This window comes from Microvirga sp. GN3 (assembly GCF_055792825.1).
Genome location: NZ_JBVVAK010000017.1, coordinates 13119 through 39248, shown reverse-complemented (window position 1 = coordinate 39248; position 26130 = coordinate 13119). Strand labels below are relative to the sequence as shown.

At 58.5% G+C, this 26130-nt stretch carries 25 protein-coding genes; 24 read left to right on the top strand and 1 reads right to left on the bottom strand.

Annotation, left to right across the window (positions count from 1 at the left end; all coding sequences use genetic code 11):
* Nucleotides 1–101: 101 nt before the first annotated feature.
* On the bottom strand, nt 102–1217 hold the full coding sequence (locus ACS5Q1_RS10955; protein WP_473098203.1) for a hypothetical protein: 1116 nt from the start codon (nt 1215–1217) through the stop codon (nt 102–104).
* 198 nt (nt 1218–1415) lie between these two features.
* Here ACS5Q1_RS10955 and ACS5Q1_RS10950 point away from each other — a divergent pair, with 198 nt between their 5' ends.
* The 24 genes from ACS5Q1_RS10950 to ACS5Q1_RS10835 all read left to right on the top strand — a co-directional run bounded on the left by ACS5Q1_RS10950 (nt 1416) and on the right by ACS5Q1_RS10835 (nt 26118).
* On the top strand, nt 1416–2330 hold the full coding sequence (locus ACS5Q1_RS10950; RefSeq protein ID WP_473098202.1) for a hypothetical protein: 915 nt from the start codon (nt 1416–1418) through the stop codon (nt 2328–2330).
* A 40-nt stretch (nt 2331–2370) separates the two neighbouring features.
* Entirely contained in the window at nt 2371–3579 is a 1209-nt protein-coding gene (locus ACS5Q1_RS10945; RefSeq protein ID WP_473098201.1) for a Rad52/Rad22 family DNA repair protein, read from the top strand.
* Between the two features lie 102 nt (nt 3580–3681).
* The gene (locus ACS5Q1_RS10940) at nt 3682–4677 is read left to right on the top strand and encodes a hypothetical protein (RefSeq protein ID WP_473098200.1); all 996 of its coding nucleotides are present in this window, start codon (nt 3682–3684) and stop codon (nt 4675–4677) included.
* A gap of 113 nt (nt 4678–4790) precedes the next feature.
* Nucleotides 4791–8153 carry a hypothetical protein gene (locus tag ACS5Q1_RS10935; protein WP_473098199.1) on the top strand — a complete coding sequence of 1121 codons (3363 nt, stop codon included), beginning with the start codon at nt 4791–4793 and terminating at the stop codon, nt 8151–8153.
* Between the two features lie 73 nt (nt 8154–8226).
* Nucleotides 8227–8655, top strand: a complete 429-nt coding sequence (locus tag ACS5Q1_RS10930) for a hypothetical protein (protein ID WP_473098198.1) — start codon at nt 8227–8229, stop codon at nt 8653–8655.
* A gap of 137 nt (nt 8656–8792) precedes the next feature.
* Nucleotides 8793–9203, top strand: a complete 411-nt coding sequence (locus ACS5Q1_RS10925) for a single-stranded DNA-binding protein (RefSeq protein ID WP_473098197.1) — start codon at nt 8793–8795, stop codon at nt 9201–9203.
* Nucleotides 9200–9676 (top strand): hypothetical protein, encoded by a 477-nt coding sequence (locus ACS5Q1_RS10920; protein ID WP_473098196.1) that lies wholly within the window; start codon nt 9200–9202, stop codon nt 9674–9676. Before ACS5Q1_RS10925 ends, ACS5Q1_RS10920 begins: the two co-directional genes overlap by 4 nt.
* Before the next feature lie 2 nt (nt 9677–9678).
* Nucleotides 9679–9999 carry a hypothetical protein gene (locus ACS5Q1_RS10915; RefSeq protein ID WP_473098195.1) on the top strand — a complete coding sequence of 107 codons (321 nt, stop codon included), beginning with the start codon at nt 9679–9681 and terminating at the stop codon, nt 9997–9999.
* 14 nt (nt 10000–10013) lie between these two features.
* On the top strand, nt 10014–12170 hold the full coding sequence (locus ACS5Q1_RS10910) for an ATP-dependent helicase (RefSeq protein ID WP_473098194.1): 2157 nt from the start codon (nt 10014–10016) through the stop codon (nt 12168–12170).
* 74 nt (nt 12171–12244) lie between these two features.
* Nucleotides 12245–12802, top strand: a complete 558-nt coding sequence (locus tag ACS5Q1_RS10905) for a hypothetical protein (RefSeq protein ID WP_473098193.1) — start codon at nt 12245–12247, stop codon at nt 12800–12802.
* Between the two features lie 157 nt (nt 12803–12959).
* A complete protein-coding gene (locus tag ACS5Q1_RS10900) occupies nt 12960–14840 on the top strand; it encodes a hypothetical protein (RefSeq protein WP_473098192.1) in 1881 nt (626 codons plus the stop codon).
* A 195-nt stretch (nt 14841–15035) separates the two neighbouring features.
* On the top strand, nt 15036–15377 hold the full coding sequence (locus ACS5Q1_RS10895; protein ID WP_473098190.1) for a hypothetical protein: 342 nt from the start codon (nt 15036–15038) through the stop codon (nt 15375–15377).
* Between the two features lie 809 nt (nt 15378–16186).
* On the top strand, nt 16187–16582 hold the full coding sequence (locus tag ACS5Q1_RS10890; protein ID WP_473098189.1) for a hypothetical protein: 396 nt from the start codon (nt 16187–16189) through the stop codon (nt 16580–16582).
* Nucleotides 16583–16624: 42 nt separating this feature from the next.
* Entirely contained in the window at nt 16625–18391 is a 1767-nt protein-coding gene (locus ACS5Q1_RS10885; protein ID WP_473098187.1) for an AAA family ATPase, read from the top strand.
* Between the two features lie 58 nt (nt 18392–18449).
* A complete protein-coding gene (locus ACS5Q1_RS10880) occupies nt 18450–19019 on the top strand; it encodes a hypothetical protein (RefSeq protein ID WP_473098186.1) in 570 nt (189 codons plus the stop codon).
* A gap of 2 nt (nt 19020–19021) precedes the next feature.
* On the top strand, nt 19022–19624 hold the full coding sequence (locus ACS5Q1_RS10875) for a hypothetical protein (protein ID WP_473098185.1): 603 nt from the start codon (nt 19022–19024) through the stop codon (nt 19622–19624).
* Between the two features lie 40 nt (nt 19625–19664).
* Nucleotides 19665–20375, top strand: coding sequence for a hypothetical protein (locus ACS5Q1_RS10870; RefSeq protein ID WP_473098184.1), 711 nt, complete (start codon nt 19665–19667; stop codon nt 20373–20375).
* Between the two features lie 77 nt (nt 20376–20452).
* Nucleotides 20453–20920, top strand: coding sequence for a hypothetical protein (locus ACS5Q1_RS10865; RefSeq protein ID WP_473098183.1), 468 nt, complete (start codon nt 20453–20455; stop codon nt 20918–20920).
* Nucleotides 20921–21090: 170 nt separating this feature from the next.
* A complete protein-coding gene (locus ACS5Q1_RS10860) occupies nt 21091–21651 on the top strand; it encodes a uracil-DNA glycosylase family protein (RefSeq protein WP_473098182.1) in 561 nt (186 codons plus the stop codon).
* Between the two features lie 74 nt (nt 21652–21725).
* Nucleotides 21726–24128 carry a DNA cytosine methyltransferase gene (locus tag ACS5Q1_RS10855; protein WP_473098180.1) on the top strand — a complete coding sequence of 801 codons (2403 nt, stop codon included), beginning with the start codon at nt 21726–21728 and terminating at the stop codon, nt 24126–24128.
* Nucleotides 24129–24157: 29 nt separating this feature from the next.
* Nucleotides 24158–24967, top strand: coding sequence for a hypothetical protein (locus tag ACS5Q1_RS10850; RefSeq protein WP_473098179.1), 810 nt, complete (start codon nt 24158–24160; stop codon nt 24965–24967).
* 104 nt (nt 24968–25071) lie between these two features.
* Nucleotides 25072–25602: a hypothetical protein gene (locus ACS5Q1_RS10845; RefSeq protein WP_473098178.1), complete on the top strand. Its 531-nt coding sequence runs from the start codon at nt 25072–25074 to the stop codon at nt 25600–25602.
* Complete coding sequence (locus tag ACS5Q1_RS10840) at nt 25595–25813, top strand: hypothetical protein (RefSeq protein WP_473098177.1); 219 nt, start codon at nt 25595–25597, stop codon at nt 25811–25813. Before ACS5Q1_RS10845 ends, ACS5Q1_RS10840 begins: the two co-directional genes overlap by 8 nt.
* Nucleotides 25810–26118, top strand: a complete 309-nt coding sequence (locus ACS5Q1_RS10835; protein ID WP_473098176.1) for a hypothetical protein — start codon at nt 25810–25812, stop codon at nt 26116–26118. The genes ACS5Q1_RS10840 and ACS5Q1_RS10835 overlap by 4 nt, the downstream gene beginning before the upstream one ends.
* Nucleotides 26119–26130 lie beyond the last annotated feature (12 nt).

The following is a 26130-nucleotide window of genomic DNA, read 5'->3' as shown; positions in this document are numbered from 1 at the left end:
CGTGGGGAGCGCCTTTTGGAGAGACAAGGGATGTCAATGCCCATAAGAAAAGAGCGGCCCACCGGACCGCTCTCGTAGACGAATAAATTTTGATCGATGGGTTACAGCCCTGGGCTGTTTTGCTCCATCATACGCCGGCGCATCTGAAGCCGAGAGAGTTGGGCTGGCTGCGCTGCCGGGTCTTCGGCAGCAGGCTTGGACTCGGCCGCCTGGGCAGGCCGCCCCTGCGATTGCAGAGCTGCCTTATAGACCCCACCCTCCGATCGGCCAATCGTCAGCCGATAGCCCGACGGCATCCCGAAACGCTCGACGTGGATCTTCTCCAGGGCATTGAAGCCGCGCCGAAGGGAGTCCATCGGGATCTTGTCCTGCTGATCCAGCGTGACACCACCGCCCAGACGCTTTTGATCGTCGAATTCGAAGCGCATAAATGCACCGCGCAGGACGAACTTCGCCTCGGTGTTCTTTCCAGACTGGATGTTCTCGACAGCCCAGGTAATCCGGTCTTGGAACGCCTTGTCGTGATCAATGGCGCGAGCCAGCTTCTCGACTTCAGGCAAATGATTTTGGATAGCGTGGTCGAAGCGCGCGAACTTCTCCTTGTTGTCCAATTCCTGGAAACGCTTCACCGTCCGGTCCAGAACCTCGGTAATTTCCTCACGGGAGGCCTCACGGATCATGTTGAGTTGCTGATCCCGTCGATCCGGGTTTCGGTCACCGGCAAGCATCAGACCGCCGCGGATGTAGGCTGCTACCAGCTTCAAGCCCTGATGGGCAGCCGCCTCGGCCCGGGCCGAATGTGCAACCTGTTCATCGCTCACCTGGCCCTGCTGCCGACGCTCCGGGGTCGAGGTAACTTTCGCCGAGACCGGAGCGGCAGCCTCGCGGACCTTCGCCATCTCGGGCTCCCGGCTGATTGCGTCAGCCGCCCCGAAAAGGATTTCCTCGAGATTGAGCTGGTTGGACCGGTCTTCCTTCCAAAGCGCGTGCGATTTGGAGTCCACTCCATAACGTCCGACCGCAGGATGGTTAACATCCGGGATCGCTCCAGTCGGGGCCGCGTAGCAGCCGAAATCCTCATTATAAGTGGCGCGGATACCCGCTTGGCCGAGCTCCTTGAGCATCGTGTCCGCCTGGGCGCGGGGCGCGAAGAAGCCTGTGAGCCCTTCGGACACGAGCCCCAGAGCCACGAAATCAAGTCCTGACTTACCACTCACACCAGCTTCCATACTTACCTGACTTGTCTGCATCGCGGGATCTCCGTCTCCGATAGCGAATTAAGGACACAAGACCTGTACCATAAATTCGGGTACAATGCACCTAATTCGGTACGATTTGCAAAACTCGGACGCCCGAGAGGCAAAAGGCATGTCTGGTCAAACAAACCTATTGGTTTCCAATCCCCGGAAAAATCGATGAGCCCAGATCCAGACTATGTCATTCAGGCCCGATACGTGCCGACGCTCCTTGGCCTCAAGAAGACCCCGTCCCCGTGGGAACTCTGGCACGTGCTCAAAGGCAACATCCCATCCGCGCAGGTCGAGTCCAGCCGCGGGTTCTGGAGCCGCCGCCTTCACAGGGAGTTCGTCATTGGACTCCAGGAGCGCTACTCCTGCATTCTGTTCGATCGCAGCAAAGAGCAAATCTATCCGACCAAGCAGATCCTCTCCCGGAATCTCGTTGAGGTTCGATCGCGCGGGCAGCTTCCCCTTAGCCACGATACGAAGCACATCCACCTGGTCCAGATCTCGTCGGAGAACTACGCGATCAACTGGAATGTGAACGGGGTCGTCCAGGCTCCTCCATATATCATAGCCGAAGTCCACCCCATCATGGCGGCGCTCGGGGTCGAAAGTCTCGCGGTCGCTCTGATTGTGGCCGGCGGTGAGTTCGAAGCGTTTGTAGAGATCGATTTTGATCCTCCCCTTTGGGAGCAAATCAAAACGGCGACGACCGAATTCATCTTCTCTCTTGATATGGATGACGAGCCGGCGCCCGACTTCGCCATCGACGGAGACGCTATCGAGAAGCGGTACCGCCCGACGAACACCGAGCCGGCCGATTACACGGAAGACCGGGCATTCAACAAGCTCGTCACGGAATACGAGACCATCACTCAGGAGATCCAGGGCCTCGAACGCGACGTGCGGGAAAAGGATAAGACCAAGCGCAAGTTGAAGGCTCAGCTCATCACTGCTCTCGGGGACCGTTTCGCAGCCCAGGGTAAGGGGTTCCGGCTCCTCCGGGACGAACACCACGTCGGAGAGCAGAAACGACCCGCCTATTCCTATTCCAAGCTGAAGATCGACCGCCAATCCCAGGCGGTCTGATCGTCGCTGAAAATCTTAGAACGAATTTCAAGAGGTTCACATGCCTGCACGTACTAACTCTGATGTGGCGATAGCCCTTAAAGAAAAGGTCGCCAACGAAAACAAGAAGGATCGCCAGGGCGATAATCGCTCGAAACTCTATTATGTTAAGATGGAGTACGACGCGACAAAGCTGGACGAGATTTTCGGCCCGGAGAACTGGACTGCGGAAATCCTTGATCAGGGCTCTCGTGTCTGGGAGCAGGAGCTCATCAGCTTTAATAGAGACAAACGGGAACCCTACAAGGCACGGGTCGCGTCAGCCTGGGCCACCGTTCGCCTCACAGTCAAATTCCCGGACGGAAGAGAGACCTTCCGTGACGGCGTCGGCGCTGGGGATGCCATCCGTCGCGCCGATAACCCGAACTCTGTTGAAGCCGAGGGCTTGGCTCTTAAAGCCGCAGGCACAGACGCAATCAAGCGAGCCGCCACCCTCCTCGGCAATATCTTCGGCCGCGGCATGGAGAAGGACGGCAGCCAGCGTTACGACTATGACTTTGTTCCGCCCGAAGAGGACGAAGCTGACGCCGAGACACGACCCACCTCGGAGGTCGAGATCGCCAACGACGTCGGCCAGCCTCAGTATCAACCCCAGGGGCGGTCCCAACGCCCTCAGGTCGAGCCCCCAGCCTCACCGCAAACGCTCCCCGCTGCGCAGCCTCAGACGAGGCCCCAGTCCCAGTCCGAACCCCAATCGCAGCAGAGGTCGCAGTCTCCACAGGCGTCCCGTCCACAACAGTATCAAGAGCCGCAGGTGACGAGTGGGCTGGCACGGCAGGCGCACGGACAGGGTTCGGCTGCTCCTTCGTCCCCACCGCGCTCTCAGCCTGACAGCCAGCGCAAGCAGGCCGATGACTTCGAAACGGCACTGGGCGAAGCCCCCGTCGATATCCGCACCCTCACCGATCCGCTCTCCGAACACCTCCGGCTGATCATTCCGCAGGGCAACCTGCTTGAGGTTGGTATCCCCGACCGGTGGAAGAACATCTTCTCGCAGCTCAATGAGGCCCGGAAGAATTGGGTCACGACGGTCGAAGAGGTCGGGACGATGAAGGTGCACATGGCGGATTTCCGGCGGCGTGCCACCAACGAAAACATCATCTCGGGCAATTCCGCCGGTGCGAAGGACATCAAGCATTACTTCGACACGATGGACACGTTCATCGACAAGCGCCGCCTTCAGATCCTAGGCATCAACCAGGCGGCATAGGCCTAAACGGGCCCCGCATCCGTGCGGGGCTTTTTCTGTGCTCCCATCAATAATCCCTTGGAACCAGGGGAAAGTGAAAACCCCAAAAGCTCGTTGAGTACAATGACAGAGAACCTCAAGCTCTCCGCAGGTGACCTTGCCAAACAGATCGGAAGTGGAAAGGAGCGCCGCTACAGCGACGACGAATGGGAGACGCTGTGCCCTGCCCATGATGACCGGAAGCCTTCGCTTGTCATCACGCAGAAAGGGGACCGTCTTCTTCTCTACTGTCGGGCCGCCTGCGCCCAGACGATCATACTCGATAGGCTCAGGAGCAAATACCAGATCGAGCCCAGGCAACTCGGGCGCACCCAGAAACGGGAACTGCGCTGCGACGGTGCCCAGCCGCGCCAACGCGTGGCGCCCACGGAGCGTCGAAAGAAAAAGGGTCTTCCGGATGGTGCAATCTATGTGGGGACCTCCCAGCAGGGGAAGCCTCCCGCGTTTCTACTCAAGGACAACAACGGGGTTTGGTCGTGGCACGACAGGCATGGCCGCGAATGCTTCTACACGGTTCGCTTTGACGACCCGGCCGGCGGGAAGGATATCAAGCCCCTCACGCCCTGGATGATCGAGGGCAAAGTGAAGTGGATCAGGTACGCGCCGCCGGATCCGCATCCGATGTACGATCTTCACCTCGATGATGGGGAAAGCCCTGTCCTCGCAGTCGAAGGGGAAAAGACCGCTGAGGCTGCGAAGAAGCTCGTTGCCCGCCCCTCGGAGATTTTCGGCGGCGCTGTTCCATGGACCACGACCACCCTCGGAGGGTCCCGTAAGGTCCACATGGCCGATCTCGGTCCCTTGGAGGGCCGAGACCTCTTCATCGCTCAGGACATGGACGCCGCCGGCCTCAGTTATGCGTCCCAGTTTCTCAGGAGCAAAGCAAGGACCATCACTTTGCTCCGAATGCCCAGATCCGTCCTGCCGAACGCGAGCGGTGCTCGGCCGGAGGACATCGAGCCCGGGTATGACTTGGACGATTTCCGGCAGGAGGGCTGGACAATCGACCATTTGGAGGAGATCGCCCGCAAAAAATATCTGCTTTTCCGCCTCCGATAACAGATCAAGTGACGAAACCGATATGAAAAGCGGCAAAACTGCGTTATAATTCGTTTTGCCGGGATACCCCATCCACCCTTTGTTCTTTTCATCGTGCCAGGAGCAAACTCCCGATGAGCGCTAAGTCCTTCCTGAACCATTCCGATGCCCCGTTCCGGCGAGACATTACTGTCATCACCATCGGTGACCGTCACCCGATCCAGGACCCCAACCGCCCGCAGTTCGGCAGCGACCGTGATAAGGCCGCCTCGTTCGCGTTCCACATCGAACAGTCCCTGACGCAGGATAACGATCTTGCCCGGGCTTCCTACTGGAATGAGCTTCGCGCCATCGCCGCAGTCGCCACTCGCGGCGTCCTGTCGGCGGAACAAGGCCGTCGCCAGGTCCGCGACCGCGCCAATCAGGCTCTCGAAGCCAGCGACGTCGACCTGACCCCTCGCCAGATCGGGGGCACGATGAATGTCACAATGGCCAAGCGCCAGCTGACGGACCTCATGCCGAAGAACCTGACGGTGGCTCAAACCAATCAGGTCCTTACCCGCTTGGTCAACGAGGCCATCGGGACCGCTCAGGGTCACGTCATCACGGATGATAGCGACTCCACCGTGGTCCGCCTCCGCAACACGCAGGCCTACCGTACCCTCACCAAGGCAGTCGGCGACATCTATGCCGACACCACGGTGCCCTTCAAAGACGACGAGGATGAGCTCGGGAATATCGTCGACGTCTCCGCTGACCGGCGCGAGCAGATGACCCGCCAGATCCTTCGTTCCTCCTTTGCGCCCGAAGGCAAAGCTCCGGTGCAGCAGGTTGCAGACCCGTTCGTCGGCAACGAGACCTTCGAGCGCGCCGTCTACAACCGCCTGCGCCTTGGCGCGGTGATCTCGGAGGTGATTTCCGACGAGAAGGAGCGCCGCATGTTCACGGCGTTCCTCGACAACGCCGCCATGGGCGTCCTCGACGGCACGAAGGACCGCCCCGAGTGGATCCTGCGGACAGATATGGAGAAGCAAAAGGAGAGCTACGACCAACTCGTCGCCAGCGGTTCTGAGCGGGCCGAGAAGCACGGTTTCACGGCTGACCTCAATGCTCTCGCCAAGGAAGTCCTCGCTTCCGACCTCTTCCAGAACCAGAAGCAGACCCTGGCCGACCTTCAGAATGGCGGTCTCGACCGGAATGCGATCACGGCTGCCATGAGCCGCCATGCCTCGCAGCAGATGGACCGGACCGACTTCGTCATGGCCTCCCGTCAGCAGGCGCTGATCGCCGAGGCCTGGGTGTCCTTTGCGGCCTCGGCAGGTCCGAACGTCCCTTCCCGCTCGGCGATCGCTAACGCTGCGAAGCAGATCCGTGAGGACTTCTCCCGCCCGGTGGAAATGGCATCCTACAAGAAGGCTGATGACGGCAAGATCGTGCCTGTGAAGATGACGATCCGCCCGGCGCTCTTCGGCCCCGAGACCAGCGGGCTGAAGTTCCCGACGGTCGCTGTTGAAGGTTCCCGGTTCTATAAGAATGCCGGCGCCATTAACGACTACGTGGCTCAGATTGCCGTGGCCAACAAGGCTCTTCCGCCCCACACCCGCACCAGCCTTGTCGTGACTGTGGATGACAAGTCCAAGTCCTATAAGGCCCTCACCGAGGCCGCGGAGAAGAACGGTTTTGGCGTGATCAACGCCACCGTCTCCGCCAAGACCACCCGCATGAAGATCGTCGGGGAGAACGGTGCCAAGTCGTTCAACGAGCGCAAGATGCAGATCACGGTGCCGAACCCGGCCAATCCGGACGAGGCATTCGATCTGTACTCCCGCGACGGCCAGCGCGCTGCTCGCGGCAAGCTCATCGTCCTGCACCCGGACGGCAAGTCCGACAACCAGGCTCGCATGATCGGCTGGCAGGTTGCCCAATCCATCTCCAACAAGGTCGCCGTCTTCGGCCTTGAGCAGAACGATTACAATACCTGCCAGCACGTCCGGCGCGGCGTCGAGGGTGGCAAGCAGATCGAGGTCCGGGATAACGCCGGGGCCCCGGTAAACCTGGAGGAGGCCTACAAGACTGCCGTGATGGGCGCTCCGACCCCCCAGGAACGTGCTCGCCGCGAGATTCAGAGCTGCGCTGCCGGTCTCATCAATCCTGAGGCTCCCGGCATCACCCCTGAGCAGAAGACCATTGCGACGGTCAACAGCCTCGCTCTCGCCCAGGTCTGCGGCATCAAGAACCTCGGCGTCATCCAGAAGCAATTCTCGACCCTGGGCGACGTGGTCGAGTTTGCCTCGCGTTCCGGCAAGAACGTCGTGACGCTCAGCAAGGAGGAAATGGCATCCCTCCGTCCGGTCGCCGCGGCCCTCCGGGGCGGTGTCGAGAAGCTTCGCAACCCGGCCGCTCTCGAAGCCCTGCTTCTCGAATCGTCCATGAAGGTCGAGGCCGCGAAGCAGAACGACATGCGGTATGACCTCACCTCCGACTTCGCCAAGGCTCGCAGCCTGCCGGTCGTTGTCTTTGGTGAGCCGTCGGTCGGCAACGCTGTTGCGATCATTGGACACAACAACGAGATCGGCGACAAGACCAAGGGTGCTATCGCCCAGCTTGTGGTCGAGGCTCGCGACAAGGGAGCCATCATCCACACCACGGCCGAAAAGGGCATTGGTGAAGCTGTGATCGAGGCAGCCGCGAAGCACGGGGCGAAGTTCGTCGCATTCTCGGCCGACAAGGACGCCTCTGGACTGTCCGACAAGGCCGTGGATGCTCTCTTCGTTGCCATTGAGAACGGCAGCGGCTCCATGGTTTCAGCCCAGGGCTTTGGAAAGAACGAGGTCGCGGCCAACCGGACCAAGGTGCTCCAGATGGCCACCGAGACGGCAAAGAGCGTCGTGCTTGCCGCTGCCAGCGATAAGGACGTTTCCGCTCTCATCGCCGTCGAATCCGGCCAGACCCGCCCGGTCGCCACTCTCTCGCCCAACCCCGAGGAGTTCATGAACTTCACGGCCAACGTCGCCCTCACCCGCGAAATGGGCTCCATCACGGCCAAGACCGGCCGCGGCGGAAACACCGTCAGCCCGGTCGGCGTGGGCTTCCAGGGCGAGGACGGTGTCTTCGAGAGCAATGGCTACAACGCAGACGGCGGCATGGACCCGCAGTCCAGCCCGATGGTCCGCGTCGCGTCCTTCTCTCGTCCGGCCACGGTCATCATGAAGTCCGGCGAAATGGGAGCGTTCATCGAGAACGTCGAAGCTGGAAAGGCAAATACCCTGACCCGCGACGACCTCAATGGCCTGACCGCGGCTCAGATTGCTCTCAAGTATGGAGTTGTGAGGCACCCAAGCGAGTATGAGCAAAAGAGTGCTAAATCCCCTGAAGAGATCTCCGTTGCCATCGCGGATAACGACAAGCGCGAATTGGAAACGAAGCTCTCGAAGCTGGCAGCCAACGACAAGTTCCGTGTTGTTGCCAGGGCCCAGCAGAATGGGGTTGGGATCTAAGCTCTTCTGACAATCTGACGACCATCAGCCCCGGCCCTCGGCCGGGGCTTTTTCGTTTCAAAGGAGACAGACAATGATGCAGGACATTCAGACCCGCCAGCAGGCGTTCCTCACCGTAGGTGAATGGGATGCCCGCCCGGTTTATGTCACCCGTCGGGTCTACCAGCGTGCAATTGGCACAGATCCCGATTTCACGGGTTTCGATGGGGCTGATATGCGGGCATTAGCACTGGTCGAGGCTTTCGCCAGCGCTGCAGCAGCTCCGCTGCGCTCCGACCCAGAGGCGAAATCGGTCACCTTCTCCCACAAGGTCGCCGATCGCGACTGGAATGGAGATCCGGAAAAGATTGAGGATCAGCGCGTTGCGCTCGTTGCCACCATCTCCCGCCGGTCTGTCACTATTGATTTCAACGTGCGTCGCGTTTCCTACGACAAAGCCGATGAGGCACGGTGGCTCGATTTGTGTTCCAAATCCCGCCGGCGCTTTGCCAGAGATGTGTAATCACCGCCACTGTTAACCATCAAATCCGGCGCACGAAATAATAAGCGTTCTTTCTGCATTACACTTCGCACTCGGGCGGGGTATACACGGATTAAGAGCAACCAAGTTTCTTGATTTGCGAATCAACGGAGAAAGCCATGTCGTGGCTTAATCAAATCTCCCTCTGCGGCACCGTGAAGGGCGATATCAGCATCAAGTCCTTTGACGGTTCTGGAGGGATGATCGCTGAGTTCACCCTTACGACCAAGGCGTCTTTCACCAAGGGCAAAGGGTCTCCAAAAGCCTCAGTGGTGGAAAAGGACGAGAACCACCGGATCGTGGTCTATTCCAAGGAAATCATCACTGATGAGATCCAGGGCGTTCTCAAAGAGGGCGACTGGGTCACCTTGAGCGGCCGCCTGCAATACCGTGCCGAGAATGAGGGGGACATCGGATCTCCCTACATCTCCATCAAGCGCGGAAACCACTTCAATCGGTTCAATTTTGCTCCCGCCCATTCGGCGGAAGTAAGCCCTGAGCGGGCCGCTCCCAGTGAGCTCGCCGCATGACCCTCCGTCTCGTCTCTTCGACAGATCGACTTTCCCACCCCTCCAACAAGCCACGTGAAGGTTTTCTTACTATGGTCCCCCAGCCCAAACCCGACGATTCAGGATCCCGCGTCGTCGTTACCAAAGTTGTCGTTGAGCAATACGCCGTTGAAGGCCAGCAGACGCCTGCCAGCATCATCTCCAGTCTCGAGCGGCAGCTTGGCGACCAGTTCACCCTGAAACGTATTTCCATCGCCGAGCCTTCAGAGGGAGGCCTGATGGGCGCCCATGTCCTGAAAGAATATGACGCAAACGGCAAGGACCTGGCCCGTCGCAGTGCGGACATCGTCGACCGAGACAACAAGCTGGTCGTTCGCTTGAAGTTCGACGGCGAAGAGGTTGCCGGCTTTGAGTTCAAAGGAAACGGAAGCGCAAAGGCGGTCATCGCGCCGCAGCTCGCAGCTCTCTGGCGTGACGGTTCAATCGAGATTTGAAAGTGGCGGGAACCCAAACCCCAAAAGTTCTGACGGCCGAAGGCAGGATCGTCTTTGTCGATTTCGACACTAAGACGGTCCACCCGACGACCGACACAGGATCAGCGGACACCGTGATCATCGGAGCACTCACTCCGGAGGGCGCGGTGAACGTGGGCGGCCGGGTTTACCGATTCATCGACATCGCTGGCAAACGTCCTGACGTCGCTGTCAGGGCGGGCCGGCTCATCGCGCTGATTGGCGCCGAGCCCCGCCAGGAGCCCGCCACCCAGAAGGTCGCCATACGAAGTCCCGAGAGGGCCCTAGAGCCCGCCGGAGGTTAGAAGGATAGAATCCCATGTCTCTCGATCTCGTTTCTGCCAATCCCTTTGATCAGTTTGATCTCGACGAGTCCGAGAGCCCGTTCCTGCCTTCGACGCCAGACTATGCCCTGGAAGACGATGTCTTCTCCGAAATCGAAGACCATAGCTCCCTTGGGCATGCTGCGGTCTTCGATGCGGAGGAATCCCGCACCAGAGCTCTTACCAGCCTCATTGAGATCCAGGAGGCTGCGGTCACCCATGGAATCGATCCACTCCTGATCCTGGCCGGCGCCGGAACCGGCAAAACGAAGTCACTTACCTCCCGCATCGGCTATCTTGTCGGGTCGCAGCGCGTTCAGCCTCATCAGGTCCTGGCGGTTACGTTCACCCGTAAAGCCTCTCAGGAGATGAAACACCGCCTCGCGAACATGATGGGACCCGTGGCGAAGGCCATGGACGTGGGCACCTTTCATGCCATTTCGGCTCGCCTTCTCCGGGACAATGCCGACCGGGCCGGTCTGGAGCCGAACTTTTCCGTCTTGGATGCCGACGACCAGAAGAACGTCGTCAAGGATTGCTACGCCAGCCTCACCTATGGCGAGCATATCGTTCCTCCCGATTCCACTGACGCCCGCCGCCAAGTCGACTATGCATTCATCCTGGACTGCATTGAGGCCAAAAAGACAGGCCGCGGATTCCCGCCCAATTTTAATCGCGGCACGTTCCTGACGCCCCACGGTATCGAGCAGATGTACCACCGCTATGAGCGTTCCAAAGAGCGCATGAACGCGGTCGATTACAACGATATCCTGATCAAATGCCGTGACCTTCTACGGGACGATGAAGCTGTCCGCCGCTACTATCAGACCCTCTGGCGTGCCGTCCTGGTCGACGAGTATCAGGACACCAATGACATTCAGCAGGAATGGCTGGATCTCATTACTGACCACGGCCAAGGGTGCTACTTCACCTGCGTTGGTGACGACGACCAGTCCGTCTACAGCTTCCGTGGCGCCAACATCGACAACATTCTCAGCTTTGCCGACCGTTACCCCGGTGCCCGGATCATTCGCCTTGAGCAGAACTTCCGCTCGACCCGGGCCATCCTCGATGCCGCCAACCATGTGATCGCCGGAAACGAGAGCCGTCACGGCAAGGCCCTCTTCACCAAGGGAACCCAGGGCAACCCTGTTCTCGTCCACGAATTCTCTGAAGATCGGGGGGAGGTCTCCTGGATCGTCGATGACATCGAGAGAAAACTGAAAGGCGGTCTTCGTCCCAGCCAGATTGCGATCATTTCCCGGGCATCGATGGAGCTCAACGGCTTCCAGCCGGCACTGACGATGCGTCGAATCCCATTCACCGTTACCGCGGGCCGGAAGTACAACCAAACGGCCGAGATCAAGACCCTTTCGGCATACCTCCGCCTTATGCTGAACCGGTCCGACAATGCGGCCTTCGAATATGCGATCGACGCCAAGCCCAGAGGGTTCGGCAAGGAGAGCCTGGCGAAGCTGTCAGATACCGCCCGGATCACTGAACTTCCGATGATCGACATTCTGGCAGACCAGATCCGGAACGGCGCAATCCGAAAGGCAGCTGTCGAAAAGGTCAAAGCCTTCATCGAGTTTATCGACGAGATCGGTGACGATTACCGCCTGGGGGTTCCCCTAGACGAGGTGATCCAGAAGGTCATTGTCGAATGCGGCATCAATGAGCACGTCCAGGAACTCCGCGAGAAAGCCGAGAACCAGTCTGACCGCAAGAAAGCCGACCAGTTCCGCAAGCAGGCGTCCGCCATCGAGGAGCGCGTCGAGCAATACCTGTTCCACGCCAAGGAGCAGGCGAACATCCAGGACTTCGTGGACTCGATGAGCCTTCTGGAGACTGACAGCTCAGTCGATGACGCCGTATGGCTCGGCACAATCCATGCGGCCAAGGGGCTGGAGTTCGATTACGTCTATCTGGTTGGCTGGGAGGAAGGGATTTTCCCTGTCGTTCGCCCCGACACCGACCTCGAGGAGGAGCGTCGTCTGGCCTATGTCGCGATGACCCGCGCCAAGCTCAGCCTCCTCATCAGCTATGCCAAAAGCCGGATCAATCGGACGAACGACGGATCAGAAAGGCGCCCGAATGTCTACATTAACGATATCATCGAAGCCAATCTGTGCACGTTCAAGCAGTTCCATTAGAGCAATCTCTTGCTTCCTTTCCCGAAGCAGCGGTTGAGGATATGACTTTTTAATTCCCCAGGTAGGAATTCACGATGAAGAAGACACTTTTGACCTTTCTCGCAGCGACCTTCAGCCTTTCCGGCGCTGCTTTGGCTCAGGACTGGCAGGTCCTGACCTACAGCAATCTGCGCAAACCTGCTGCCGAAACGCCAGCAATGTCGCAGATCTGGGGCGATCTCATTGCGGATAACAACCGCTACTTCCGCGACGAATTGCAAGATCCCCGATTCAAGACCGGCAACGCTCCGGCCGAATTCCTGTCCCACACCTTTACCGACGGCCAGGAGCAGATCACCGTGAGCCTGATCAACATCGCCCGTCGGTGTGACAACGGTGCTAATTCTGCATCGAGCACGGACATTCACGGCATTTGCCCGCTTCGGGTGGTGGTGACCGGGCCCAGCGGCTCCAAGACAACCCGAACCACGGGATGCTTCCTTGTGGTCCCGCCAGGCGATCCGTCAAACCTAGACCCGCGCAAGAACGCCACCTTTGCCGCTTACGACCCCAAGCAGCGGACGGTGACGGTCCGGGCCCTCCGCGACGGCCGCCCGCTCAATGGATGCACCGCAACCGTGAAAATTGACTAGACCGATCTGCGAAGTATAACGCGAAAGGCCGAGTTAAAAAGCATATTCCCGATAGAAAGAGGGCTGGCGCCGTGGTAACCCACGAGATGGCGTCAGCCCTTTTTTTGTTGAAGGGCCGATGATTTGAGAACGCAACCACGGTGTCGGCTGAATGAGAATGAGCGCCCCCTTACGCTGGATTGCCCTTCTGGCAATCCTCCTTGTTGGTAGTGTCGGCTTCATATCAGAGGCATGGGCTGGAAAATCGCAACTCGGGCCCAAGACAAACTACTCGGCCAGCGATATTGCCAATGCAGTGCGCAACTCCAACCTCAACCCGAGCCTGCGCCAGTATGCCGACCAGATGGGCAATCTTGGAATGTTCGAGTCCGGAGGCAACGCAGGCATTTACAACGGAAGTTGCTGCACCGGCGTGTTTCAGCTCAACCGCTCAAATCTCGCTGCCGCCGGCTACACGCCCGAGGAATACGCAAACTCCAGCCTCGACGAGCAAGTACGGGTGTGGGCCAACCTCACCAACCAGGGAGCCAATACTGCCGTCGTTCGCCAGCTTCAACAGATGGGAACATTCGATGGCCAGCCCGTCGATGGCGCCATGATCATGGCCTGCATTCAGCTGGGCACAGGGAACTGTCAAAAGATGGTTCAGTCCGGCAAATGCTCGGGCTTCTCAGATATCAACGGGACCACAATCTGCAAAATGGCAGACAAGATGCGGACCGGCGCGTCGACTCCAACGGAAGTCTCTGACCCATTCCAGAACATTGCCGACGGGACCGACACCTCCGATCTGTCCTCTCGCCCCGACCTCCAGGTCTCGGAATGCTGGGGCTGCGATGGAGTTGCCCGCGTCATTGAGATCACGGGCCGCATCGGCCCCGCTCTCATCAACAAGTTCGGCACGGAGGCAGCGAAACTCATGGGGGTGATCTTCAGCATCGTCTTCGCGCTGCTGATCGCCGGCAGGCTGTTCTGGATCACCCGGTCAGGCGGATGGAACGACATCTTCTGGTTGGTGATGCGGTTTACCTTCGTGATCACGCTGATCGGAACCGGATCCGTCTATACAGAAATCGTCCGCCCCTATGTCCTCGTCCCGTCCATGTCTCTCGGTGGGGAACTCGGAACGAAATTGGCCAGTGTGGGAAACAACGCGTTCAAGAACAACAAATCCACTGGTGTCTGCCGCTATGATCGGATCAGCGGGACCGACCAGGAAATCATCCGTGCTGGTGAGAGCGTGATCAAGCTAGTTTGCGCTGTCCATCTGACGGTCAGCGAGGCAATCAAGAAGGGTTCGGAGCCAGCAAGCAAAATCGAAACAGCTGATTCCTCGGTAAGAAGCACAATAGTCAGCTTCGCCCTTTCGATCTTCTTTTTCATTGTCTTCGGACTTTACTGGCTCGCGCTCTTGCTCTTCGCCTTCCAGATCGTCGAAGCACTGGTTCGCATGGGGTTTTTCGTGGCCTTCGCTCCCTTCCTTGCCTATGCGTGGGTCTACAAATCCACCCAGAAGACCTTCACCAACGCGCTCCGGAGCTTCTTCTACGGCTCGGTTCTCCTCGTTATGTCCGGCCTCCTCTCGGCCATTGTCCTCTTTGTTCTCTCGCAAGGGATACAAAAGGCTGGCACCCCGACCGACATCTCGATCGGCAGCGCACAGGGTATGGGCAACGCCATCTACTTCCTGATCTATTCCTTCGCTACCGCCGCAATGTCCGCCTCCCTCATGCGAGCCGCGCCGAGCCTCGCGGCATCGATCTCGAGCTATCAGGGAATGGCAGGGGAGAATTCCTTCGCTGCAGGCGCTGTCTCTGGCATCATGCACGGGGCGCGTGTTGCAGCCTCGCTGGGTGGGACTGTTGCCCTCGGGGCTGGAGGACTGGCAGGCAGGACCATCGGGTTTGCCGGCCCCAAAGCCTTCGACTTCCTCAAGGGCGCAGCCAAGGGCGCTGTTGGCGGCGCCACAGGGATCCCAAATATCCCAGGGGCAGCTTCGACCACGCAGACGGTCAAGGCGTTCTCCGCTGGCCCATAAGCATACCATTTTTCTATCAGGAAAAGCCCTCGGCCGGCTGGCGCGAGGGCTTTTGATTTTGAATTTGGTTGACAAGAACGGGCCCGGGAAACTCTTATGAGCCGGAGATCGCCGGGGCCTACGTTGCAATGTTATTTCTGATTAGTGAAGTGTGAAAATCGGGACGCTAGAATCCCCTAAAAGAAAGATCATCACATGTTCATCTTCGCCATCATCCTCGCTTTCCTCGCGCCGTTCTTCTGGCGTGTGTTCTGGAAGAGCTACGATGAATTCGACGACCTGGAGAACCGGCTTCTGGCTGGCATGCCTGAGGTCGTCGGGCACATCATCGGCGCTCTCGTCTTTGCCGCGATCATCGCACTTGGCCTCTACAAGCTGGCTGAGTTTACGATCGAGGCTGCCGCCGGCACCGCCATCACGGTTGCGGCCGTTCTCCTGCGGCTCAATCTCGGTACTTTCGAGAGCCGGATCATCGCCAGGATCGTCGCTTCGGTCTATGGCGGCGTGATGGCCCTTAAGGCTCGAAGCATCCGGTAGTCTTACCAAAACGAAGGGGGCGGTTTTCCGCCCCCTTTTTCTATTCGCTCCGAGTGCCCTCGTCCTCGTCTCCAGGACGTTTCGGTTGCGCATGGCGTACCAAGCCAACCAGCCTTCGGCGGGCCTCTGGCTCCCTTGCCCGCCAGCACAACAAGCCGATCAGCCCGAACAAGATCAGGACAGCGAGGCCCAAAACCACTCTGATCACCAGCTCGCCTCCAGTTGAGGTCAAGAATGTCAGAGCCAGGTAACCAACCACCCCGATCACGCCTAACAGGGCTAGTTCAGATCGGTGGCGAAATCGTCTGTCCCGGGTGCCGGAGGATTCGAACCAGCTCATCCTCTATGCCTTGTGAGTCCGAGAAGTTTCCTCCTCAAGGAGCTTACGCTCGACGTACTGGCAAAGGCTCGGGTAGGTCACCAGGAACCCGTCACCAGTAGGCTCCTCACGGCGGCAGAGTGCCGGTTTCAGGTTTTGATAGTCGGCCACAGAGCCCCAGCACGCGAGGATATAGTCGTAAATACGCCCCTGTTGGATTTCGCGCTCCGAGATCTCGAAGTGGTGGATGAAAGGGGCACCGTCAGAGTTCCTAAGGAAGATTACGCTGCACTTCGTTTTTGGCTCATCCTGGGCGGCTCTAATTTTTGTTACGGCGTTCATCAGCGACAAAGCTCCATGAGAAAGTTTCGACCACCTGGGGGAACTCAAATTCGCAAATCAAGATTTGCAATGCGTTAGAAGGTCGGTATAACTCTTACCATAAACGTCGGGTTTGAAGCACACATAAAAACCCAAAAGGGTTGGTCCCATGCGCGGCACACCATTTGCGATTGCCAACAGCTTTAAAAGCGCCTCCCTCGCTTTCATTTTCCTCGTCGAGTTGGCCGCCCCGTACTTGCCTGACTTCATTGCGAGGTACGTCGTCGGCACACTCCTTCCCATCAACGAGCGATACCCCATCATTCTTCTTCTCGTAGTGGTGCTCGCAGTTATCTTCATCGCAGCATCTATGAAGGAAGTTCGCCACTGGATGAGGTTCCTGTTCAATGGCCTGGTCACCCTAACAGTGATCACCGCACCCATCGTTGTGCTCGCTCGCTTCGTCCCGCTCACCGTTGCGGTCGCCGTCGTAACCGTCTTCTTCCTCCTGACTGGGCTTATCATCACCTATCTCACTCCCAGGTCAGACAGCCGGCTTGCCTGACGCAGGCCCGCCTTAAAACCATCTCTTCACTTCAGGATCGAAATGCACATCAGGCTTTCACGCGCTGATATCGACCGTTATTGCCAGGACACCAGAGACTACGAAGATCTCGACCAGCCCGAACTATGGCTATCGCACAAAGCCCGAAAGATCCTGTTCCATACTTGCGGAATCAGCCCAAAGCTGCAGGACACGCTGGAGGCTCATTATGGAGGGCGGCTCCCCTTCGTCCTCGCTACTGATCCCTTTCGCCTCTTCGCCGAGATCGACGCCATCTCCTTTGAAAAGGCCGCTCGTCTTTGGCGGAGAACCGCGGAAAGCGCAGACCGGCGCTGCATGCTCCGGGCCGCGATCCTCGAAGCCTTTGATCACTTCGAACGGGCCGGCCACACCTTCGCCGACAGTCTGACCATTCTCGACCGTATGGCGACGACCTCAGGCGCATCCACCCAGGAAATCCAGTGGGGGTGGCGCCAGGCTGTTGAAACAGGCCTGATCGTGGAACTCAGTCTGCACGGCGTCCGGCGGGCAATGCTCAATCGAGTGTTTTATGAGGAAGCCACGATTGCCAATGAGATAAAGCAACGCCTTGGTACGGTGCCGTTCCGCGTCACGGCCGCCGATGTGATCCGCCACGCCACGCGCCTGGGTATCCCGCAGATCGACGACAGCCAGGTTGACGCGGTCATGGCAGCCTGTACCCACCGCACAACGATCATTTCGGGCGGTCCAGGGACAGGAAAGACGACGATCATCAAGATTATTGCCTCTATCCTGATGGAGGCGGACCAGACGCTTGTTCCCCTATGTCTTTCCCTCCCCGCCCGGATCGCGAGAACGATTCACGAAAAGACCGGATTGGCCGCCGATACGCTCCACAATAGGCTTGAATACCTCGACGGCACGTTCGGGCGAAACAAGGAGAACCCACTCGATGAAGGACTGATCTTCCTTGAGGAAGCCTTCATGATCGGAAACTCCCTTGTGCTTGCTCTCCTCCGTGCTCTGCGCCCGTCAGCAAGGCTGGTGATCATCGGCGATGCAGAACAGATTGCGCCGATTGGCCGAGGCAAGCCGATCGAGGCCCTTCTCGCTTCGGGCTCGGTGCCCTCTGTCATCCTGAACACGAATCATCGCTCGGGAGCAGGATCTACGATTCCCAGTTCAGGTAAGCGGGTGATGAAGGGCCTTATGCCCTTGGTTGGTTCTGACATCCTCTATACCCAGACTATAGGGCCAAAAGACACCCTATTGGCTGTGACCAAGGCATGGCACGCAGCCAAGAACGCCGTTGGCATTGACAATGTCCAGGTCCTTACGGCCCGTCATGAGGGCCCGGTCGGCACCAAAGCGATCAACGACGCTATCACCGGTCGACGGGAGTTCGCCGTCGGCGATCGGGTCATGCAACTCAAAAATGATCGCGATCAGGACTTCTTCAACGGTGAAACGGGAACCATCGCCGACATCAGCTCAGGCACGATCAGCGTCGTGACCGATGCCGGCGTTGTCGCCGAGTTCGACCTCAGGGCTGCAGGTACCCTGTCCAAGGCCTACTGCATCACCTTCCACAAGTCGCAAGGATTGGAATTTAACACCAGTATCATAGTCGCCGATCCTGGTAACGCCAACATGCTGGACCGCAACATGATCAATGTCGGGATCACCCGAGCTCGCGAAAAATGCGTCATCATTGATGAACGGAACCAGCTTCGGGTCGCCCTATCCAGGTCATCAAGTGCCAAACGCCGGACCCTCCTTGCACCCCTGATGGCAAGCTCGCCTCAGGTTCATAAGCTCGGCGGCTGATGTTTTAATTCGGATTGCCGTGGTATATAACGGGCGCGAGATAAAAGGAGCGCCTGCGATGGATGACGATAGCCTCGAAGATCAGATCAATCAGACCAGGCACAATCTCCCGGCGCGGATTCCGGAGCTCTTCGGAGACGGGCCAAAGAGCGGGACCACCGGGCCGGAACTTCGAACCGCTGTCGCAGAGCCGACTTCGGAGGACAAGTCCAACGATACTCGTGGCAAGTCAGGGGCCAATGATCGTAACCGAACCGGCTCCCGACCCGACTACACGATGAGAAATCAGGCGCGCAAGGTCGGCCGGGCTTTGAAGGAGGCTGCGCTCTCAGCAAATGAACTCGGGAGGGATAACCTGAACTCCGCCTCCCAAGAACTGAATACAGAGGCTGCCGATATGGCTTTCGCAGGAGCGGCTGGGTTCATCCGTGGGCTCAAAGCCGGATACGCCTCGCACAAGGAGCACGCCAAATCCTCCCCCAAGGGGAAGGACGGCGAGATTGCCCCTGCCGATCCCGCGGCCATCGATACCTTCATTGCAAGTTTGCCTCCCCCGCCAAAAGCCATCGCGGCCCCCCTGAGGCGGTTACCCCCGCCAAGGCGCTACTCCGGCCCTGAAAGGGATTGATCATGCTGATGGATCGACAGACTGTATCGGATGCCACCCTCGGTGTTGTCTCCCAGGGTGTAGGGTCAGCCACGGAATGGGCTGCGGACAAGGTCTCCTCAAAGGTCGCCGCTCGGTTTGCCGCGAAGGCCGGCTCGCGAATGATCCCAGGTGTCGGCACAGCCCTACTCGCTTACGATGCTGTAGACCTCGGGCTTTATGCAATCACTGGAAAGTCGCTGTCCGACCGTATTGGCGAGACGGCCGTAGGCCAGGCCATCGGTTCGACCGTTTCCAGTGCCGGAACAAGCGTTTTCGGAGCGGCCGGTAAGCTCTTTGACAATATGGGCTTCACATCAGTCGGTAATTACGTCCGCCAGGACGCCTCCTCCTACTTCTTTGGAGCGGAGGTTCCTAAACCATCGCCAGCTGGACACGAGGCATCCGTTTCTCAGAATAAGTCCCAGGTAAAAGAGCTCGAGGACTATCTCCCGTTCGGCACAAAACAAAATCCCCGGAGCGTCATCGATCAAGCTCTCAAAATGTTCGGATCGGCAGAGCGCATGGACGAACCATCCATGCCTGCCCTCGGCAGAAGGAGAGGTCGAGATTTCGGTCTCGATTAGGCGAGGACCAGGGGCACAGATCACAGAGGATGTGCTCTTGATGATGAACTATCTCTCTCCATCCCAAGATGGCCGGTCAAACCCGGCCATTTTTGTTGATAAGCCTACCCACGTTTTCTTAGGCGAGAAACGCGCCACAAAGGATAATGGCGACGGATTGTTCTCATTCACCGTTGCATCCCGACCGGCTGACATTCCCGATGACCTGAAATTCGCCCCAGCGCGCAGCAACTTTCGGCTCGCCGTCGCGGTGATCGATGACGCTGCCCCGGTCATGGGAGTAACGAAAGCGCAGCGGCTGCCGATCAGCGACCTCGGCAACGGTTTGGTTTCACTCGCCTTCGCGGTGCTTCCGAATTCCCTTTCCGACGAGATCCTCTATGCGAAAAGAGGAACGCAGATCAGGATCTCGGCACAACCCGACCCAACTGATGATGTCGACCACACTGGGTACGCTCCAGAGCAGCGCCGCAAGACAATGCAAAGGATTGTCCTTCTTTGCAAAGAGGACGAATTCCGCCTCTGGCTTGGGAAGCACCATGACCCGGCTGGACTGATTGCAAAGGTCTCGGGCTCGCCTGACCTTTCAGAGCAAGCCGCAGCTGAAGCTATCCTGAGGCGCATTGGCGCCCATAGCCGGGCCGAGATCCTCAGGAATGCCATCGTTTGCGAGCGAGCCGAACTGTTAGTTCGGCTTTGGAGGGAAACCCGATTTGATCCTATCCCGATTTCCCTTGGCATAGCTGCTTAAACCAGCCTGTAGAAGCTTGAATTGTTGCGCATAAAAGTTCATTTTCGACATCAACGATTTATGATTTGAGTTTGTTGATGGCCGACGACGCCGAATTGAAAAAGTTAGTATCCGGCGCGGCCGAAAAGGTGCTGGAGCTTGTGCAGAATAAACACGAACTGCAGCATACGATGCTGATGCTCGATCCCCAGGACGTTATCCGATCGATCAGCGTCGCGTCGGACCTGGTCGAGGAGATCAGTTCCAGTTGTGATGACGAGGAAACGGTTAACGAGTACCTGCGCGACAGCTATGCGTCGATCTTGCGAGTTCACAAGGCGACATCCTACGCGATTGTGACCCCGGCCTACTTCGAGGACCCTAGCACCGGAGCCAGTGATCTGGTTGTGGTGATGGGAGCTTACACCGGGCATAGCAGCATGACCGGCTACTTTCCCATTCGCACTGTGGCTGGAAATCCGAAGGTCGAGCCATTCGTTAGCGATCAGGCGGTCGAGAAGGCATTCAACTTCAAAGGCCTTCTGTCCCCCATCACAGTCCACTGAATTGACCATGAACCGCGGCAAGCCAAATCGAGTGGCAAACCCCGAAAAGAACCTCTTCAGATCATCAGGGGCGAGATCGACACGACGATCGACGCCCTGGTGACAGGATCCATAGAACCATGCGCAATGCTCTCCCGCCCGGAACGCTGGCAGGTCCAATCGGACCCCAGTTGCCGATCTCCTCCTGGAATGGTCTAGCGATCATCGGCGAGGCGCCAGGACGGCAGGAGATCATCAATGGCGCACCATTCACTGGGCCTGCTGGCGAATTACTGAACAAGCTACTGGATCGGGTTGGGATCAAGCGCGAGGAAACTCTCATCACAAATTGCTTTGCGCACCAGCCCGCATGGAGCGCCAATCAGGATGGAAAACGTCGTAATAACGACATCCTGAATTTCTTCACCCTCGATCAAACTATCGCAAATCCGAATTTGCCCGCTTATCGCGGCCGTTATCTCCTTGAAGACCTCGCAAGTGACCTTCGTGCCACTTGGCGATTGCTCCGCGACATGAAGCCCAAAGCCATTCTGGCAATGGGATCGACAGCCCTATGGGGCATGGCACACCTCGAGGGTCTAACCGAGAACCGCGGCCAGACGTTAAGCACGCGCGCCTGCGATGCCCCGCTGATCCCAACCTACCACCCGGCTTTTGTCCTGCATCGCAAGGACGACAAACTCGCCGACCGGATCGAAGAGGATATGAGGAAGGTGCTTCCTCTCCTCTGACTTAACCAGAAGATCCAAATCTAAAAACCCCAACATAAAAATCGGCTGTCGCCTTAACCCGTTGAGGATTCTCAATGTCCGGGAACAATCCTGCTTATTCTCGTTTCGCTGCAAACGCTGCTGCTCTGGAAGCAATCAGCGCAGCAACAATCAACTGCACCGACGACTCGACCGGCACTCCTGCCAATGACGATGCTGCCGCATCAAGTGATCGTCCGGCTCTCACCTTGTATGAGAATCGCAAGCACCACCAAACTGCACTCGATGCCCTGGTCGGAGGATTGATTGTTGATTCCTTCGCTGGTGGCGGCGGAGCCTCAACCGGAATCGCAATGGCGCTTGGGCGACAGCCTGACATTGCCATCAATCACGATGGCGAGGCTTTGTCGATGCACGAGGCCAATCACCCCTCGACAGTTCACGTCCGGCATGATATCTGGCGTGTAGATCCGCGAAAGTATACCAATGGTAATCCCATAGGTTTGGCGTGGTACAGCCCAGATTGTAAGTCATTTTCAAAAGCTAAGGGCGGTAAACCGCGTAGTAAAAACATCCGCGATTTGGCTTGGGTTGTTATTCGTTGGGCTAAGGTTGTTCGTCCGAAGGTCATTCTGCTTGAGAATGTCGAAGAGTTCGCAGATTGGGGACCGCTGAACGCTGACGGAAGCCCGTGCGAAAAGCGCAAAGGGCAGACGTTCGCAGAGTGGGTGTCAAAGCTTGAGCGCCTTGGCTACCGCGTCGAGAAGAAAGAGCTCCGCGCTTGTGACTTTGGCGACCCGACCATCCGGAAGCGGCTCTTCATGGTCGCCCGTTGCGACGGCAAGCCGATTGTCTGGCCGGAGCCGACGCATGGCGATCCCAAGAGCGCCGATGTTCAGTCGGGTCGACTGCTCCCCTGGCGAACTGCTGCTGAGATCATCGATTGGGAGCGTCCTTGCCCGTCGATCTTCATGTCGAAGGCCGAGGCCCTCCAGTTCAAGGAGGAAACCGGCATTCAGACAAAACGTCCGCTTGAGCGTGCGACCCTAGCTCGCATCGCCAAAGGCGTTAAGCGGTACGTAATCGATGCCGAGCGGCCTTTCCTTGTCTCCCTAACTCACCAGGGTGGCGACCGGTCTGAGAGCGTCGACGATCCGATGCGGACCATCACGGCAGCCAATCGTGGCGAGAAGGCGCTTGTTCAGCCTTTCATGACGAAGTTCCGCAACGGCGCCGTCGGCTCGGCCGCAAATGATCCGCTGCCGACGGTCACCGCCAACAGCTTTGAGAAGGGGCCTGGTTGCGGCGTTCCGATGGGCCTCGTTGCACCGGTGATGACATACGCCCAGCAGGGCGGACTTAATCGCTCGCCCGAGAAGCCGCTCCATACGGTCACCGCCAGCCGCAAAGACCAGAACGCAATCATCGCGCCCTACCTTGTGCCTCGCTACGGCGAGCGTGCCGGGCAGGAGCCCCGCACCTACCCGATTGACCGTCCTGGGCCGACCATTGTTCCTGACGCCAACGGTGGCTCCCTCGCTGCCGTTTCGCTGGTCCGCCACTTCGGTGCCTCTGTCGGTTCTGCCGCGGATGAGCCGGTCGGCACCGCAACAGCCGGCGGCGGCGGAAAGACGGGCCTGATCGCCACGTTCCTGTCGCAGAACAATACCGGCATGATCGGTCATTCTCCGGAGGAACCGCTTTCCACAATCGTCGGCAAGGGTTGCACCCAGAGCGTCGTTGCTGCTCACCTGACCAAGTTTCAGGAGAACAGCATCGGCCAGATGCCGGACGAGCCGATCCATACGGTCATGGCCGGCGCTCCCCGCCACGGTGTCGTCGAGACCCATATGGTTGCTCCTCATGTGATCAACATGAAGGGCTCCGACATGCGCTCTTCGGCGGCCAATGATCCGATGCCGACCGCGACGGCCCAAGGTAACCACATCGGGACGGTCGGCGCGTCCCTGGTCGCCTACTATGGGTCAGACCAGGACACCCCTGTTACGGAGCCTGTCCATACGATCACGACCCGCGATCGCTTTGGCCTGGCCGATGTAAAGGGCGGTATCCCACCGCTTTCTCCCGAGCTCATGGAGAAGGCTCGCAAGGTCGCCGACTTCCTTCGGGAGTTCGGCTGCTGGGACGACCGGGAGGTGGTCACCGTCGGGGGGACTCACATCGTCGTTGATATCGGATTGCGTATGCTCACCCCACGGGAGCTCGCACGTGGCCAAGGCTTTCCGGATGACTACATCCTCGAGGCCCTCCACGACGGTAAGCCGCTGACCCGTACGTCGCAGACACGTATGATCGGCAACTCGGTCTGTCCTGGGGTCGCAAAGGCACTGGTACACGCCAACATCGTGGTTGCGTCGATGATCAAGGAACCGCCGCCGATCTATCGTGCCTGGGGTGCTGACCTCAAGGCTCGCCTCCTTGCTCGTCAGCAACAAGCAAGCATCCAGCAGATGTCGTTGTTCGGTGAGGCGGCATAAGCCGCCTCACACTACCTTCTAGGGCCCACATGACTGACGATGTTGCCAGGGTCACTGGCGTCGAAGCATACTGTCTCGGCAAGATCCTCAGTGAGGCCGGGGAACTCAGCCAGGTCGCCGGAAATGCTCTTTGCTTCGGTATGGACACCCCGGATCATAAGAAGTCCGGCCGCCAGCGGATCGAAGAAGAAATCGGCGACCTTCACGCAGCCATGACCTTTGCTTGTTATCATGGGCTCATCAGCGGTGATGCAGTCGCGTTGCACTCCAGACGCAAGCTACAGAAGCTCCTCGATCCTACTCAGACCGACAATCTGGGGCGACAGTTGGCTCCCCAGCCACCAGCTCCTTCGAGCGACCCCGTCCCACCGATATTCACCCCAGATGATCCAGGACAGAAGGCTGCGAACGAAACCCTGCTTGTCTCCAGTCAGGTGGCCGATGCCCTGCGGAAACTCACCAATCACAGCCAGGTGACGGCCGACGTCCTTCTCCGCCGCCTTCTGAAACTCGGCTCCCCTGTCGACTTCGCTCAGGATAGACCTGTCGGATATCGCGATCCCGGTACAGGGCTAACACTCCCAGAAGGCTTCGAGATCTCCCGCGTTTGGCAAGGGAAGACCTATCGAGCCAAAGCCGAGGGTGGTCAGTGGGTAACTCCTGAAGGCCAACGATTCGACAATCTCAATCGACTAAATGCTTCCCTGGGGAAACCGAACCCCGAGAACGCCTGGATCTGCTGGAAATTTCGCGCGGCTGACGGCCAAGAGCATCTCTTAAACACCATCCGTCCCATGCCGAAGCCGCGAAACCGCAAACCGCGCAACTCGCAGCTTTAAGGCTGGCATATCAACGCGCTTCACGATCGGGCCTGCAGGAATCCTGCGGGCCTTTCTTGTTCGAGCGCAAATTCCCTCAAACCCCAAAATTCAAAGGATCAGGTGTGAGCAACCCTGTCATTGAGATCCCTGAGGACCTCCGCGATAAGCTCGTTCTCGTGTTGAACGACCATCCGAAGGACGAAGTTCAGCAATTCCTCGACAAGCTTCGCAAAGACAGCCTGCGGGATTTTAACGGCTTCTTAGCCGGGCTATCCAATCTCCCCGGCCTTTCTCCCGTCAACCGAGCACTCCAAGCTACCTGGTGGTTCATCGAGAACGTACCGGAGGACGATTGGCGTCGTAACGAGATCTACTTCAAGCTCCGCGACCTCGTTCGCCAGGTGTCCGCCCAGGAGCAACCGCCGGCAGAGACGAAGCCCAGCAGCTTTATTCGCTTTGAGTACGGCCGTGAGGACCGGTTCAGTGAGAACCATGGTCCCTTTGAGTTCGTCCAGGCTACCTATGGGACCATCCGGGTCGGCCCCGACGGAGACCGGGAGATTGCGCACTTCAAAGACGGGCTCTGGCACACCGAAGACGGCCAGACTTGGTCCGATTTCGTGATCTACTCGGAGACCAGCTCCCATGACTGACACCCGCACACGCTTTCAAGACGGAATGCGCGTCCGTTGCACCGCCCTCTTCGCTGGTGTTCCCAAGGACACTCTCGGCACCGTTGGGAAGGTCGCCACTGGCCGCGGCCCTTCGGTCTACTGCGATCCGGGTAAGAACATGGTCTTCGTGAACTGGGACAACGGCCAGCAAAAGGGTGTCTTCCGCGGTGAACTGGAGAAGATCCAATGAGCGACGATCCGCTTTTCCCAGAGGCCGAAGCAAAGCAAAGGGCAATCGCCGATTATAAGGCTGTCCTTGGAACGGTGATCCATCCGGAATGGATCATAGCCTACAAGGACGACAACTCCCACGACATCAAGACAGATGGGAAAGTTGCAGCTCGGGTGAAACCAACCGTCGAATCCGACGTGACACGGGTGTGTGACACCCATGTGGATCCCTACTGGGACCTCGAGATCGTCGAGGATCCTGACGATCTCCTCGCCGGCTACACCAGTCCCTGGACCTGGGGCAAGTCGTATCGGATCCAGTAGGCCGGGCCCGGC

Excerpts from the sequence above, each read along its gene's own strand:
- ACS5Q1_RS10930 (WP_473098198.1), top strand. The coding sequence starts at position 8,227 with ATGATGCAGGACATTCAGACCCGCCAGCAGGCGTTCCTCACCGTAGGT.
- ACS5Q1_RS10935 (WP_473098199.1), top strand. The coding sequence starts at position 4,791 with ATGAGCGCTAAGTCCTTCCTGAACCATTCCGATGCCCCGTTCCGGCGA.
- ACS5Q1_RS10925 (WP_473098197.1), top strand. The coding sequence starts at position 8,793 with ATGTCGTGGCTTAATCAAATCTCCCTCTGCGGCACCGTGAAGGGCGAT.
- ACS5Q1_RS10905 (WP_473098193.1), top strand. The coding sequence starts at position 12,245 with ATGAAGAAGACACTTTTGACCTTTCTCGCAGCGACCTTCAGCCTTTCC.
- ACS5Q1_RS10850 (WP_473098179.1), top strand. The coding sequence starts at position 24,158 with ATGACTGACGATGTTGCCAGGGTCACTGGCGTCGAAGCATACTGTCTC.
- ACS5Q1_RS10880 (WP_473098186.1), top strand. The coding sequence starts at position 18,450 with ATGGATGACGATAGCCTCGAAGATCAGATCAATCAGACCAGGCACAAT.
- ACS5Q1_RS10865 (WP_473098183.1), top strand. The coding sequence starts at position 20,453 with ATGGCCGACGACGCCGAATTGAAAAAGTTAGTATCCGGCGCGGCCGAA.
- ACS5Q1_RS10900 (WP_473098192.1), top strand. The coding sequence starts at position 12,960 with ATGAGCGCCCCCTTACGCTGGATTGCCCTTCTGGCAATCCTCCTTGTT.
- ACS5Q1_RS10835 (WP_473098176.1), top strand. The coding sequence starts at position 25,810 with ATGAGCGACGATCCGCTTTTCCCAGAGGCCGAAGCAAAGCAAAGGGCA.
- ACS5Q1_RS10885 (WP_473098187.1), top strand. The coding sequence starts at position 16,625 with ATGCACATCAGGCTTTCACGCGCTGATATCGACCGTTATTGCCAGGAC.
- ACS5Q1_RS10910 (WP_473098194.1), top strand. The coding sequence starts at position 10,014 with ATGTCTCTCGATCTCGTTTCTGCCAATCCCTTTGATCAGTTTGATCTC.
- ACS5Q1_RS10950 (WP_473098202.1), top strand. The coding sequence starts at position 1,416 with ATGAGCCCAGATCCAGACTATGTCATTCAGGCCCGATACGTGCCGACG.
- ACS5Q1_RS10890 (WP_473098189.1), top strand. The coding sequence starts at position 16,187 with ATGCGCGGCACACCATTTGCGATTGCCAACAGCTTTAAAAGCGCCTCC.
- ACS5Q1_RS10855 (WP_473098180.1), top strand. The coding sequence starts at position 21,726 with ATGTCCGGGAACAATCCTGCTTATTCTCGTTTCGCTGCAAACGCTGCT.
- ACS5Q1_RS10840 (WP_473098177.1), top strand. The coding sequence starts at position 25,595 with ATGACTGACACCCGCACACGCTTTCAAGACGGAATGCGCGTCCGTTGC.
- ACS5Q1_RS10920 (WP_473098196.1), top strand. The coding sequence starts at position 9,200 with ATGACCCTCCGTCTCGTCTCTTCGACAGATCGACTTTCCCACCCCTCC.
- ACS5Q1_RS10940 (WP_473098200.1), top strand. The coding sequence starts at position 3,682 with ATGACAGAGAACCTCAAGCTCTCCGCAGGTGACCTTGCCAAACAGATC.
- ACS5Q1_RS10945 (WP_473098201.1), top strand. The coding sequence starts at position 2,371 with ATGCCTGCACGTACTAACTCTGATGTGGCGATAGCCCTTAAAGAAAAG.
- ACS5Q1_RS10870 (WP_473098184.1), top strand. The coding sequence starts at position 19,665 with ATGATGAACTATCTCTCTCCATCCCAAGATGGCCGGTCAAACCCGGCC.
- ACS5Q1_RS10875 (WP_473098185.1), top strand. The coding sequence starts at position 19,022 with ATGCTGATGGATCGACAGACTGTATCGGATGCCACCCTCGGTGTTGTC.
- ACS5Q1_RS10895 (WP_473098190.1), top strand. The coding sequence starts at position 15,036 with ATGTTCATCTTCGCCATCATCCTCGCTTTCCTCGCGCCGTTCTTCTGG.